Below are 14354 nucleotides of genomic sequence, written 5' to 3' on the forward strand. Positions count from 1 at the left end.
AAAAAGCCCAAGCGCAAACACGCTTGAGCTTCGATAAATAGGTAAAGCTATTTCCTGATAAGCAACACTGTACACTCCACATGTGTCGAGTGCTTAAACAATTTAAGCTCCGACCTGCAAATTCAGCATTGCCGCTTCGACATCCAGTTTAATTCTCTGCTTTACCACTAGCGATGGTACGGTTCTCCCCACTCGATCTTAAAATTATACTGCTCTCTTTACTTCAATAAAATAAGCAGACTTCAGTAGTCTGCTCAACAATTTGTGTTATTCAACTATCGTGTCCCGTTAGATCAATCCGCAATTCTGTATTGTTTATTGTTCATAATCTCTTCAATAACCAAATTGATTGCATCAACACTCTTCTGACTTGTATCAAGCAAATGGTTGTTCTTTAATCCTGATTCCTTGAATTCTTCGATTAAGATAAGACATCGTTTTCCCATCTGATGTTCCGGTGGTCTGAGCTGATCTCTACTTATTAGGGTTTCAGGATCAACCCATAAAACCGTATAGACAACGTTTACGTTTAACTCCTTTAGTCTATCTCTTAGCCAATATGCATCATCTGGGAAAGTAACATAATCAATTACTACATCTATTCCGTTGGAGACGAAATTCTGGGTTAGACTCAATATATTATTCCAAATGAGGGATAGCTCGAACTTACTCTCCCAAGGTTTCTGGCGACCGTTAACATGCATATGGCTCACGTAATCTCCAGAAATGTATGCACTGTTTTTCAAGGCACGAACCAATGCCTTCGAAGTCGTTGACTTCCCAACTCCTGCTGGTCCCGACAATATGTAAACTGTTTGCATTTTAAGTTCCTCTCTTTGCATCTCTGATATAGATAAATTTACCACACTATAGGAAGAGAATCATTGTGTTAAACTGCCAGTTAGCGCAACGCGGCTGACGATCTATGCCGGCAGCCGCGTTTTAATTAAGCTATAGTATCCCGTTAGCTTTAACCTTGTGCCGCATCCATATTCATGTAGTTAATTGCCCACAGATGGCCGTCCAAGTCCACGAAGCCCCAATGATACATGAACCCATGATCTTCAGGTTCAGCGTGCAATTTCCCGCCCAAGGAGACCGCGGTATTCACTATTTCATCGACCTTTTCCCGGCTCCCGAAGGCCAATGCGATCGTCATCTGCGCATACTTGCTCGTATCGACGGATTCCTTCTCCGTGAGCGTATTAAAGAATGCTTGATTAATCAGCATGACCTGCAGGTTGTCGCCGATTACGATGGCTACCGAATTCTCATTATCGGGGAATTGCGGGTTGAGCTCGAATCCGAGTCCGATGAAGAACGCCTTCGTTTGTTCTACGTTGTTTACAGGCAGATTGAAGCTCGTGAATGTGGACATTAATGCCATTTTAAACACCTCATCGTCAAATTGGTTTGTTGTCATTATGCCTTCGTTTATTTAGACAAAAGTCGATCCGGGTATTCATCGGTATGCTTGATTCGGAAGTGTGAATCTTGAAAATAAGTCTCAAAACCCATCACATAGTTCAGGAAATTATCTAACTCAGAAAATATTCGAGAAACGATTGAAGTATCCTGCCCGTTAGTTCAACGCCGCCGCGTGAGTCTAACACTTTATTTTCTTTATACACGAAGCAGATATTATTAAATGCGAAACATTTAAAATTAGTGTTAATCGACATTTGTCATATAATCAACTCTCATGTTCACATGTGGATTCAGAATTACTGATATTTTAGAAACCCTTTGTTGATGCCGAACTGATAGAACGAAATATTCCCTCTCCTCTACTTCTTGGAGTGGTGGACAATTGGCGATCTCTTCACCTTGAAAGTTCTCATATTTCCTACCACGAGATGCTGTAAGGTTTGTCCATAATTTTAAATTTTTTGCTTAAATCATCGGGAGAAATCTTAATCTGATCTTGCAAAAATAAACCTAAGTATAGAAAAATCCCGCCATGGTAATGATTCTACCATGGCGGGATTCAAAATTTAGTGCCACTTGAAGATATAACTCACCAACATTATTCAATGGTTACTAACTTTAATATTCAGTTACTAACTTTAATGTTCAGTTACCAACTTTAATGTAACTGAACAAATGAAAACAGACTTACTATCCCCCTACTCCACCGTCACACTCTTCGCCAAATTTCTTGGCTTATCGACGTCATGACCAAGCGCTAATGACGCATAATAGGACAACAACTGAAGCGGAATCACCGACAACGCTGGCATTAATGTACTTAGCGTGCGTGGGATATAGATCGTCTGGTGAACAGAATCCTCTAGCCCCTCTTCCCCTTCACACGTAATACCGAGCAAGTGACCCCCACGGGCTTTTACTTCACGAATGTTACTTACTGTCTTCTCGATCAGATGTGGTTGTGTCGCTAGTGCGATAACAGGTACATTATCCTCAATAAGAGCAAGTGTTCCGTGCTTCAATTCCCCAGCAGCGTAAGCCTCGGAGTGAATATAGGAGATCTCTTTCAATTTCAACGATCCCTCAAGTGCCACCAAGTAATCCAGTCCACGACCGATAAAGAACAAGTCTTTATGCACGGAAATTTCCTCAGCGAATTGCTTGATTGTCTCCGATTGCTCGAGAATACGCTCTACCTGCTCTGGCAAGCTTTGCATAGCAGCAATCGTTTCTTTTATTTCCTGTGGTGATACGGACCCACGAACTTGTGCGAAGTACATACCAAGCAAGTAGAATGCGATAAGTTGCGAGGTATACGCTTTTGTCGATGCAACCGCAATCTCAGGTCCTGCCCACGTTACAAGCACATCGTCTGCTTCACGAGCAACTGTGGAACCCACTACATTCGTAATCGCAAGTACGTGTGCTCCTTTGTTCTTCGCTTCACGTAGTGCTGCTAACGTATCAGCCGTCTCACCGGACTGACTCACCACGATCACAAGTGTACGAGGTGTGACGAGTGGATCACGGTAACGATACTCGGATGCCACATCTGTCTCAGCAGGCAAGCGAAGCATACGCTCCAACACTTCCTTACCTACCATCCCTGCATGGTAAGCCGTACCACAAGCCACGATCTGGATGTTACGAATCGAGCGAATATCTTCGTCACTCATCTTCAGCTCAGGTAATACAACCTTTGTTCCATCAGGTGAAATTCGGCTGCCCATTGTATCGCGATAAGCCTTTGGCTGCTCATGAATTTCCTTCAACATAAAGTGCGGATATCCGGCTTTTTCTGCCGTAACTAGATCCCAATCGACATGCAACATTTCTCGGGAAATAAAATTCCCCTCAATCGTCAACAATTCGACATCATCTTTCGTCAGAACTGCCATTTCCCCGTCATTCAGAATATACACATCACGCGTATGCTCCAAGATCGCAGGGATATCCGAACCGATGAAGTTCTCACCTTCACCTACCCCAATAACAAGTGGACTAGCAAGACGAACTGCTACCAATCTGTCTGGTTCATGCTCCGTTAGAACGCCTAATGCGAACGCACCTCTCAGCCTTTTCACACAAGCTTGAACCGTCTCCACGATATTTCCCTTATACAAGTCAGCGAGCAAATGAGCAATAACTTCAGAGTCCGTTTCCGATACGAACGTATGCCCTTTTGCGATCAATTCTTTTTTCAACTCCACATAGTTCTCAATGATCCCGTTATGCACCACTGTGAATTTACCCGATTCATCTGCATGTGGATGTGAGTTCGTGTCCGATGGCTGACCATGTGTTGCCCAACGTGTATGTCCGATCCCAACTGATCCGTGCAGCGGCTGCTCATCAAGCTGCGATTCCAACATCGCTAAGCGCCCCTTCGCCTTCTGCACACGCAATCCGTCCGCTGTATACACGGCAACACCTGCCGAGTCGTACCCGCGATACTCAAGCTTTCTCAAGCCCCCGATCAAGATTTCCTGCGAGTTACGATTCCCAATATATCCTACGATTCCACACATATTTAATTCCCCCGAATTTGTATTTGCCCCATAGATACAGCGAAATAAGCCCCCTATGAACGGCATTTTGTTGTCAAAGATCATCACGAAATAAGCTCAAGCCTAATCAATCGATCTATAAGTCCAATCTTTATCTTTGTAAAATAGCAATAACAAACTAACCCTTCATCCCAGCGGAAAAAGGCTAAACGAAATAAACCTCCTGCTCCACTTTTTTTAAAAAAGTAGACAGGTATCTTGAAAGATAATCAAACTCTAAGAAACTATTCCTCAAAAATCACTGCCAATGTCCGATCCGCAGCCATTTTCAACAAAATAGGTATAGCAAACAATCCTTGTGTTGGTCGTTTGTCAGTCCGGTCGCCCAGACGTTTTACTTCCCCAACTTAACAGCCTCATGGAGTAGGCTGGAAGGTCCCCGCCGAAATTCTTCGAACACCTTCACCTCGTCAACTTGCAGCTTCCCTCACTACCTATAGGACATATGCCTTAAGGAGTGAAAGTCCCCGCCAAGTTCTGGCGCTTGATTAATATTACCTCTACCCTGCCTTTCCTTCTTGAATGGAAAATGTACAGTACTATCTTATTCATTCTATGCATGCATTGCAACTTTTTATTTTCATAAGCCTAGATTCTCTTGAAAAACCAACTCCAAACCAACCCAAAAACCCCCTACCCAGTCGTAACAACCAGTTAGGGGGTATCACATGCTCAGGTAATCAGCCTTACTTCAATTGCTCCGCAACAACCTTAACAATCTCGTTCACGTAAGCTTCCACTTCGTCCTTATCTGGACCTTCCGCCATAACGCGAACCAAGGACTCCGTACCGGATGGACGAACAAGTACGCGACCATTGTCACCAAGCTTCGCTTCCACTTCGCGAATCGCCCGCTCCACTTCACTATTGCCTTCAAGCTTCGACTTATCTTCCACTCGAACGTTCACTAGCACTTGTGGGAACTTACGCATGATCTGTTTCAGCTCACTTAATTTGCGACCGGATTCCACAACTGTTGCCATGAGTTGAACACCAGAAAGAATACCATCGCCAGTTGTACCGTAGTCTAGGAAGATGACGTGACCGGACTGCTCACCACCAAGGTTATAGCCACCTTTACGCATTTCCTCCATCACATAACGATCGCCTACCGCAGTTTTCGTTGCGTGTAAGCCCGCTTTCTCGATTCCTTTGAAGAAACCGATATTTGCCATCACTGTTGTTACAATTGTGCTCTTGTTCAGCTTGCCAGCACGATTCAATGCATCGCCACAGATGCTCAAGATATAGTCGCCATCAACCTCAGCGCCTGTCTCATCAATAGCAATCAAGCGATCCGCATCTCCGTCAAAAGCAAGACCCATGTGCGCACCATGTGCCACTACAGCCTCCTGAAGCGCCTCAGGATGCGTCGAGCCACAATTTGCATTAATGTTACGTCCATCTGGTTCAGCGCTTAACAGGATCACCTCTGCGCCCAATTCACGGAACAATTTCGGTGCCAGCTCATAAGCTGCACCATTCGCGCAATCTAGAACCACACGGTAACCCGCGAATGTCGTTCCTTCTGGCAGCGTCGTTTTCAAATACTCCACGTATTCGTACTTCGCATTCATATTGTCTGTCGCAACCCCAAGATCACCACCAACTGGTCTTGGCAATGTATCTTCTGCTGCATCTAACAAGCGCTCAATTTCATTCTCTGTCTCATCTAACAACTTGAAACCATCACGACCGAAGAACTTAATACCGTTATCCTCAACTGGATTATGTGATGCAGAGATCATGACCCCAGCATCTGCACCAAGCACACGCGTAAGGTAAGCAACAGCAGGTGTACTTACTACACCAATACGAACAACGTTAGCTCCGATTGACGTTAGACCCGCTACAAGTGCAGATTCTAACATCGTACCTGAGATACGAGTATCACGACCGATTACAATAACCGGCTGCTTTACCTCTCCTGTTAATACATAACCGCCGCAGCGACCAATTCTATATGCAAGTTCTGGTGTAAGTTCTAAATTCGCAACACCGCGTACACCATCTGTTCCAAAATATTTCCCCATTTGTAGACTCCCCTATCTTGTAGTTATGCTATCTTGTAATTTTTGCAGACGGACTTGGTTTAGAGCTTGCGCGTGCACCTGGATCAGTGGGAATTGCATTCGGGCTTGTCGTGGGATTCGGACTATTCGTAGAGTCACCTTGACCATTAACCGGAGCCGTATCCTTATCTCCCTTATTCTCGAGTGCTGTTCCTTGCTTCGACGTAATCTCAACCGTAACCTTCACTTCCTGCGGTTGACTATTCTTTATATATGTCGGCAGATTAAAGGCTACAACCAGTTCATGCTTGCCTGAAGCCAAATTACTCACATTCACGATCGCTTGAATATCTGTCGCCTTCAGCTTATCGATAAACTGCGCGGCACCTTCAGCAACGATACTAATTTTACCTGATTCCGGCGTGACAACCTTAGAGGTAAATGCATCACTTTGACCGATAATCGTAATTGGAATATCATCAATTGTCTTCGTAACCGACGGCACAATTTCAACCGTCACATTCGCTTTATTCGGATCCACTAACGTTATCTTGTCACCAAGTGGAATATCTAATGTAAATTCTTTCGTTTCCATTAGTCCCTTCACATCAATCTCTGGACCTTGATAAAATTCCATATGATCCAAGATCGCCTGCTCACCGAATACAGACACTTTATCCACCTTCTGCTTCACAGCTGCAATGGCATAACCATTGGCTGGCTCACCTACGACTTTGAGTTGTAGAGGCAGTAACTTGAACGGTGTTGTGATCGGCACCTCAACATCGACTACGGATGGGATCACTTCGAATGGCATTTCCACACCTGCCGAATTATACACGTGCAGCTTTACCTGCTTCTTAATCGGTCCTTTTGCACCTTCAAGTGAGAGTTGACCTTTAACCGTAAGCTGTTCACTCACCTGACTCGCCGGCAATGTGACATGCACCTTATTCGGTTTAATGATCACTTCACCTGGCTTAAGTCCACCAGCAGGTTTACCAGAGGTCACAATTTCAACAGGAAGTTCCTTCTTCTCCATCGCTTCAACAACAACCGTCACTTGACTAGGCTGAATTGTCACTTCTAGATTGTCTGGAAAACCAGTCGCCTTGAGCGGGAGTGAATGCGTACCTTCTCCCACATTGGTCAGATCGACCATGACATACGTCTTTGCCGGATCGACCTTCCTCAGATTTGAATCTTTCCCCCGCATAAGAACCTTCACCGTTGTTGGTGACATCGAAGAGACTGAATATAAGTTTTGGTCATATTTAGCTTTTACCGCTACATTACTCAGTTCCTGAGAACGAACAATCGATCCACCTGTATCCGGTGTTCCTCGATTCTCCGAGTTAACAACAAACCAGAGCATCACGCTCACTAGCAGCGCGATTACTCTTACTATGTTTTTGTTACCTAACCATTTATCCACGTAAGCGGCCCCCCCATTTTTTCCAGAGTGAGCCTGATTCTTTTGCCTTCGGTCTTAATTCTTCAAATAACTTCGAGATCAGCGATTCTTCTGTTATACCACGGACAATTTGTCCATTCATCGCAAGAGAAATCTGCCCTGTCTCTTCGGACACCGTTACACACAGGGCATCCGATACCTCACTCATCCCAATTGATGCCCGATGTCTCGTGCCTAGTTCCTTTGAGATAAATGGATTCTCGGAGAGTGGCAAGTAACAAGCTGCCGCAACAAGTTGATTGCCACGAATAATAACAGCACCATCATGCAAAGGCGTATTTGGTGTAAAAATATTCACTAACAGCTCCGACGATATTTTCGACTCCAACATCGTTCCAGCTTCCATATATTCCGAAAGCCCTGTCTCTTTCTCGAATACGACAAGTGCACCGATTTTTCTTTTCGCTAGAATATTAAGTGCTTTTATGACTTCACCAATGACTTGGTTCATCTCATGATCTTCACCGTTGTATGTACGAGCGAACAGCTTTCCTCGGCCAATTTGCTCAAGAGCTCGTCTAAGCTCCGGTTGAAAAATAATGATGATCGCAATAAGCCCCGTATCAATCATCTGTTTCATCATCCACTGTAATGTCGTTAACTGGAATTTGGACGATAACGCCCACGCCACAACGACAACAATAATACCCTTCATAAACTGAATGGCTCTTGTTCCACGCACAAGCATGATAAGCTTGTACACCACATACGTGACAATGAGAATATCTATAACATCTTTTATCCCAAAATCATCTAGAAACTCCATGAATGAGACCCCCATACCAGATCCATAACAAATCACTTACCTATATATTTATCTATATTCTTTCTAGATGATACCATATTTAATTATAATCTTCTAATAAGACCTCCGACCTGTATTTAGATAAAAAAATATTCCCCTTCATATGTGGAAGGAGAATACGTATTTAAAGTGTATGTTTTATTTACCTACTGAGCCAAAAAACTCCGTCATCTTATACCATACCCAACTGACCATTTCATCAATTTGTGTAATTTGACCTGAGATATGCGCAGTCGATGCCATATTAAGCGAACCGTCAATCACAATAAGATTGCCTTTCACCTCGGCATTATCTTCGATCTTTAGCTTACCGCCTTGTACAATCAGATTGCCGTCAACAGTATGTCCAGAAGGAACCGTTACAGTCTTTCCTTGAATTACGACATCACTTAAATCGACACCTTTGACACTTAACTCATTGTCACCTTTCCACATGGCTCCCATACTCGTGAACATAACCAATAGGAAAACAGCGGCAACTGACACAGCAGGATGTCTACGAATCCATTGTGTCCACGTATTACGCTTTTTTTCCGGTGGCAAAGCACTCATGATCTGGTCCATTAGGCCACTAGGTGCCGCCATTAACGGCATGGAGTGTACAAGCGCTTCTGTCGTCTCTAAAGCTTGATACCGCTTCGCACAGCTCTCACAAGACTGTAAGTGCATACGTAGCTCCCAAGCCTGAGTTGCAGTCGCATCACCATCTAGAACCTCATGCATCAGTGGAAGGGCTTCCTTGCATTCCATACTAAGCCACTCCTTTCAAATCCTATACATCGTTTAATACCATACGTGTGTGTACGAACAATGTTTCACTTTTCCTCAAAAAAGTTGTCCCCAATTTGTAACCTTTATTTTGTAACCTTTATAATAAAGCTACAGTTCCGGACGCTTCTAACTTCTTACGCAAATAATCCCGACCGCGGTGCAGTCTCGTCTTAATCGTCGTCACCGGCATATCGAGCACATCACTTATTTCTTGTAAGGACATGTCTTGCAAATATCTCAAAATCACGATGGATTTATATTTCTCTGGCATGGATTCAATCGCACTACGAATATGCTGCTGCGTTTCAGATACAATTACTTGCTTCTCAGGTGTTTCTTCATGACTTGGCATCATCGCATAGAAGTCGTTACCCTCGCCTCCGTCCATATCCGCATCCAGCGAATAGATAGGCTTACGTTTACGCAAGCGATCAATACACAAATTCGTTCCAATTCTAAAAATCCAAGTTGAGAATTTCTGTGTCTCATCATATCGATGCAAATTCGTATACAAACGCAAGAACGTTTCCTGAACTGCATCTTCAGCTTCTTGTTTATTTCCCAACATCCGATAGGCAAGGTGATATATTTTGTCCTTGTATAAATCTACTAGCTCAGCAAATGCTTGTCGATCACCATTTCTCGCAAGTTTTGCTAGCCTTGTCTCTACAAAATTCAAATCTAACTCCTCCAACTCTCGAGGCTCTCGATTCTTATACGTAACAGAATCAATTTCGTTTTCTTTTTAATCAAAAAATAAACCGAACAGAAAGTCGAGACATCCGCTTACCGCAGACTTCTCGACTTCCTACCAACAAACCATCAACCTGTATTACGAAGACCTGCTGCAATACCGTTAATCGTAATTAATACTTCACGAATAAGTTCTACATCGTCTTGATTGTTTTCACGGAGTGCACGTAATTCCTTTAGCAATTCAACTTGCATATAAGAAAGTGGATCTACATAAGGGTTGCGCAAGCGAATCGATTCTTGAATAACCGGTACATTATCCAAAATCTCGGTCTGACCTGTAATTTGCAGCAATAGCTGAGAAGTAAGCTCGAACTCTTCACGAATCAGCTTGTAGATACGCTCTGCAATCGCGGGGTTCTTAATCATTAAACCATATTGCTTCGCAATTAGTAAGTCCGCTTTCGCAAGTGCCATCTGCAAGTTATCGATCATTTGGCTGAAGAACGACCACTGTGCATACATCGTCTGTAAGACTTTCATATTCTCCGGCTTGTTCTGATAGAAGCTCTGCAAGCCTGTACCTGCCGCATACCATGCTGGCAACAAGTAACGGGACTGCGTCCAAGCGAACACCCATGGAATGGCACGAAGATCTTCGAATTTATCACTATTCTTACGCTTCGATGGACGGGAACCAATATTCAGCTCACCGATCTCTGGAAGCGGTGTTGACTCTTTGAAGAATGTCATGAAATCTTCATCTCGGAAAATGAGATCCTGATACTTCACCATCGACTGCTCGGAAATCCCACGCATAATGTCTTCCCAAGAGGAATCAATAGGATCAACCTGCGGGTTACGAGACATAACAGATGCCGTTATCAGAGCAAAAGTAGCTTGCTCCAAAGAGCGGTAAGCAATACCTTTGAGCGAGTAACGGGAGGAAAGCACTTCCCCTTGCTCCGTAATTTTGATACCTGCACCGAGCGTGTCTGCTGGTTGTGCTAAGATACTACGGTTTAATGGCATACCACCTCGACCGAGTGCACCACCACGTCCATGGAAGAACTTCAGCTTCACGCCATAACGATTACCAACTTCCGTAATATCGCGTAATGCCATACGAAGTTCCCAGTTCGCCGTAATTACACCGCCATCTTTGTTACTATCCGAGTACCCAAGCATGATCTCATGCAACTGAGTAAATGGATTAATCGACGCGCGATACGCTGAGATTTCGAACAATGTCGTCATAATTTGTGGTGCTGCATGCAAGTCATCAATCGTCTCAAATAGAGGAACCGATTGAATCGTACATGTTACCTTGCCACTTGCTTCACGGCGATATAGTCCAGCTTCCTTCGCAAACACAAGCACTTCAAGCAGATCACTTGCACCTTGTGTCATGGAAATCAAGTACGAGCTAATGCAACGCTCTCCGAATTCTTTTTGCGCACGATAAGCCGTATGATATACATCCAGACATTCCTGTGTATTCTCGGAGTATTGAAGATAAGTCGATGTAATCGGACGCGGATCATTTAGAATGTTCGTTAAGATCACGATTTTCTCTTGTTCCGTAAGTTCCGAATAATTCGAATGGATCTCCATTTTATCCAAGATTTCCGTCATCGCAAGCTCATGCTCTTTACTGTGCTGACGAATATCTAATGTAGAGAGATGGAAACCAAACAATTCCACCTGACGTATCAATTTATTAATATAAGCATCCGCCACATACCCTGCAAAATGACTTTGCAAGCTGCGCGCAATAATTTTTAAGTCCTCAATGAATGGCTCTGGCGAATCATATTTATGTGCAGGATCTACATTCGGCTTACCTGTGTTAGAGATCTTCTCAAGCATATAGGATACTTTGATCCGATATGGCTCTTTCTCATTGCGCCACAAGTCGTAACTGCTATGTTCGATCACTTCACTATCTTTTTGAATCGATTCCAGTAATTCATCCGTAACGTTCACAATATTTTTGGAAAAACTCATATGCTGCAACACTTTTTGCAAAATCTCCTCATATTTACGAAGAGCAAGCTCTCTGTGCAGTGTTAGCGTCTCCCAAGTTACATCAGCAGTTACCGATGGATTACCGTCACGGTCTCCACCAATCCACGAACCAAAACGTAGGAATGATGGGACATGCCAAGGCTCATCCGGATAATATTTATGCAAACAACGTTCTAATTCGTGATACACCTCAGGTAATACCTCGAACAACGTCTCATCAAAATAGTACAAACCATTCTTCACTTCATCAATTACAGTAGGTTTACGGTCACGAAGTTCATCTGTTTGCCATAACGTCAGTACTTCACAAACCAATTTATCTCTCAGCTGTTCACGTTCACGATTCGTAAGATTCGGATTGTCCAGCTGCATCACATCTTCCGAAATACGTTGGTGAATATCAAGTACAGCACGGCGCATTGCTTCAGTCGGGTGAGCAGTCATCACAAGTTCAAGTGAAATCGAATGAATGATCTCCTTCACTTCATTTGGAGATAGATGATTATACTTCAAGTTCTGTACAATACTCTCGATCGAACCCGGTTGAATCATATCACCCGAAGTACGTTCATAATCTCTTTTGCGACGAATACGATGATTTTGTTCTGCAATATTAATCAGTTGAAAATAAATCGCAAATGCACGAATCACTTGATGGCGTGTCTCTGGCTGAAGCCCTCGAATCGTTTGTTTAAATTCATCGAAAATTTCAGGAACAAAGTGAGCACGCATCGACTTGCTCATTTCACGAATTTTTTCAACAATGTGCAGAAGTTCACTTCCACCTTGATGAACCAATACTTCTCCAAGAATGTTTCCCAAAAAACGAATATCTCTGCGAAGAGAATTGTTTGTGTTCGATTTTAGGTTAGATATCTCGATTTCTGACATACTCTCTCACCCCAACATACGTCTATTTTTCTATTTATATGAATTCCATCATTGAAACATTTTATCACAAAGAATGCCTACGCCATAGCTATTTTTGAATGGTTATACAAAAAAAGACCCTTTCGCAAGGGCCTGTCGTAGTCATGTTGGAGCGGATGATGGGAATCGAACCCACGCTATTAGCTTGGAAGGCTAAAGTTCTACCATTGAACTACATCCGCATATAAAATTATGAGAAAGAATATGGTCGGGACAACACGATTTGAACATGCGACCCCCTGGTCCCAAACCAGGTGCTCTACCAAGCTGAGCTATGTCCCGATCTATTATAAGTAAAAGTGGCGCGCCCTAAGAGATTCGAACTCCTGACCTTTTGATTCGTAGTCAAACGCTCTATCCAGCTGAGCTAAGGGCGCAATTTACTTTTTAAACAAAAATGGAGCGGAAGACGGGAATCGAACCCGCGACCCTCGCCTTGGCAAGGCGATGCTCTACCGCTGAGCCACTTCCGCATATTGGTGCGCGTAGAGGGACTTGAACCCCCACGGTCGCCCGCTAGATCCTAAGTCTAGTGCGTCTGCCAATTCCGCCATACGCGCACACCGGGCAAAAAATATGGTGAGCCATGAAGGACTCGAACCTTCGACACCCTGATTAAAAGTCAGGTGCTCTACCAACTGAGCTAATGGCTCTTGCTAATGGCTGGGGATATAGGATTTGAACCTATGCATGACGGAGTCAAAGTCCGTTGCCTTACCGCTTGGCTAATCCCCAACATCTAGAAGTAAATCATGGTGCCGTCGAGAGGACTTGAACCCCCAACCTACTGATTACAAGTCAGTTGCTCTACCAGTTGAGCTACAACGGCGTAAAAGATAAGTAATGGTGGAGGCTAACGGGATCGAACCGCTGACCCTCTGCTTGTAAGGCAGATGCTCTCCCAGCTGAGCTAAGCCTCCGTAAATGTTGGTGACCCGTAGGGGATTCGAACCCCTGTTACCTCCGTGAAAGGGAGGTGTCTTAACCCCTTGACCAACGGGCCATATTGTATGTGTTCTAAGCTGCTAGATAAGAAGCTTATGGAGCTTCCAACCGGGATCGAACCGGTGACCTCATCCTTACCATGGATGCACTCTACCTACTGAGCTATGGAAGCTGGCTCCCCGAACAGGGCTCGAACCTGTGACAACACGATTAACAGTCGTGTGCTCTACCAACTGAGCTATCAGGGACCATTGCTTGGCGACGTCCTACTCTCCCAGGACCCTGCGGTCCAAGTACCATCGGCGCTGGAAGGCTTAACGGTCGTGTTCGGGATGGGTACGCGTGGTTCCCTTCCGCCATCGTCACCAAACGCTTTCCATAAGGTGGAAACTGGCTTTTGATTTACAAAAGCGATCAAGGTTTATACCTTGAAAACTAGATGCGAATTGAAGTGTAAAGCGGTTTTTACGAAGTAAACTTCTATGCTTTCGAAGTACTTTACTACGTAAAGTTTTAAGATAAGCCCTCGACCTATTAGTATTGGTCAGCTCCACACGTTGCCGCGCTTCCACCCCCAACCTATCAACCTCGTCGTCTACAAGGGGTCTTACTAATTGGGAAATCTCATCTTGAGGGGGGCTTCGCGCTTAGATGCTTTCAGCGCTTATCCCCTCCGTACATAGCTACCCAGCGGTGCTCCT

9 protein-coding genes, 12 tRNA genes and 2 rRNA genes are annotated in these 14354 nt (G+C 44.1%); all 23 read right to left on the reverse strand.

Annotated features, from left to right (window positions below; translation table 11 throughout):
- Positions 1-293: 293 nt before the first annotated feature.
- Positions 294-821 (reverse strand): P-loop nucleotide/nucleoside kinase family protein, encoded by a 528-nt coding sequence (locus NV379_RS25230; RefSeq protein ID WP_258210109.1) that lies wholly within the window; start codon positions 819-821, stop codon positions 294-296.
- A gap of 149 nt (positions 822-970) precedes the next feature.
- A complete protein-coding gene (locus NV379_RS25235) occupies positions 971-1387 on the reverse strand; it encodes a VOC family protein (protein WP_258210117.1) in 417 nt (138 codons plus the stop codon).
- Between the two features lie 739 nt (positions 1388-2126).
- Positions 2127-3956, reverse strand: a complete 1830-nt coding sequence (gene glmS, locus NV379_RS25240; protein ID WP_258210110.1) for a glutamine--fructose-6-phosphate transaminase (isomerizing) — start codon at positions 3954-3956, stop codon at positions 2127-2129.
- A 725-nt stretch (positions 3957-4681) separates the two neighbouring features.
- A complete protein-coding gene (gene glmM / locus NV379_RS25245) occupies positions 4682-6028 on the reverse strand; it encodes a phosphoglucosamine mutase (RefSeq protein WP_258210111.1) in 1347 nt (448 codons plus the stop codon).
- 28 nt (positions 6029-6056) lie between these two features.
- On the reverse strand, positions 6057-7442 hold the full coding sequence (locus NV379_RS25250) for a CdaR family protein (protein ID WP_258210112.1): 1386 nt from the start codon (positions 7440-7442) through the stop codon (positions 6057-6059).
- Entirely contained in the window at positions 7435-8247 is an 813-nt protein-coding gene (gene cdaA / locus NV379_RS25255) for a diadenylate cyclase CdaA (protein ID WP_258210113.1), read from the reverse strand. The genes NV379_RS25250 and cdaA overlap by 8 nt, the downstream gene beginning before the upstream one ends.
- 177 nt (positions 8248-8424) lie before the next feature.
- Positions 8425-9036, reverse strand: coding sequence for a zf-HC2 domain-containing protein (locus tag NV379_RS25260; protein WP_258210114.1), 612 nt, complete (start codon positions 9034-9036; stop codon positions 8425-8427).
- Positions 9037-9154: 118 nt separating this feature from the next.
- Positions 9155-9736 (reverse strand): RNA polymerase sigma factor SigW, encoded by a 582-nt coding sequence (sigW, locus tag NV379_RS25265; protein ID WP_258210115.1) that lies wholly within the window; start codon positions 9734-9736, stop codon positions 9155-9157.
- Positions 9737-9879: 143 nt separating this feature from the next.
- Positions 9880-12669 (reverse strand): phosphoenolpyruvate carboxylase, encoded by a 2790-nt coding sequence (ppc, locus tag NV379_RS25270; protein WP_258210116.1) that lies wholly within the window; start codon positions 12667-12669, stop codon positions 9880-9882.
- A gap of 147 nt (positions 12670-12816) precedes the next feature.
- Positions 12817-12890: transfer RNA gene (locus NV379_RS25275), tRNA-Gly, on the reverse strand.
- 23 nt (positions 12891-12913) lie between these two features.
- Positions 12914-12990: transfer RNA gene (locus NV379_RS25280), tRNA-Pro, on the reverse strand.
- An 18-nt stretch (positions 12991-13008) separates the two neighbouring features.
- Positions 13009-13085 (reverse strand) — tRNA-Arg (locus NV379_RS25285).
- A 21-nt stretch (positions 13086-13106) separates the two neighbouring features.
- Positions 13107-13181: transfer RNA gene (locus NV379_RS25290), tRNA-Gly, on the reverse strand.
- A 4-nt stretch (positions 13182-13185) separates the two neighbouring features.
- Positions 13186-13268, reverse strand: a tRNA-Leu gene (locus NV379_RS25295).
- A gap of 17 nt (positions 13269-13285) precedes the next feature.
- Positions 13286-13361, reverse strand: a tRNA-Lys gene (locus tag NV379_RS25300).
- A gap of 7 nt (positions 13362-13368) precedes the next feature.
- Positions 13369-13443: transfer RNA gene (locus NV379_RS25305), tRNA-Gln, on the reverse strand.
- Between the two features lie 18 nt (positions 13444-13461).
- Positions 13462-13537 (reverse strand) — tRNA-Thr (locus NV379_RS25310).
- Between the two features lie 15 nt (positions 13538-13552).
- A tRNA-Val gene (locus tag NV379_RS25315) sits at positions 13553-13628 on the reverse strand.
- Positions 13629-13636: 8 nt separating this feature from the next.
- Positions 13637-13711: transfer RNA gene (locus tag NV379_RS25320), tRNA-Glu, on the reverse strand.
- A 38-nt stretch (positions 13712-13749) separates the two neighbouring features.
- A tRNA-Thr gene (locus NV379_RS25325) sits at positions 13750-13825 on the reverse strand.
- Positions 13826-13901 (reverse strand) — tRNA-Asn (locus NV379_RS25330). It lies immediately after the preceding tRNA gene.
- A gap of 5 nt (positions 13902-13906) precedes the next feature.
- Positions 13907-14023, reverse strand: a 5S ribosomal RNA gene (gene rrf / locus NV379_RS25335).
- 144 nt (positions 14024-14167) lie between these two features.
- Positions 14168-14354, reverse strand: a 23S ribosomal RNA gene (locus NV379_RS25340); the annotation flags it as partial.

Origin of the sequence: Paenibacillus radicibacter, assembly GCF_024721995.1 — a bacterium.
Classification (GTDB): domain Bacteria; phylum Bacillota; class Bacilli; order Paenibacillales; family NBRC-103111; genus Paenibacillus_AM; species Paenibacillus_AM radicibacter.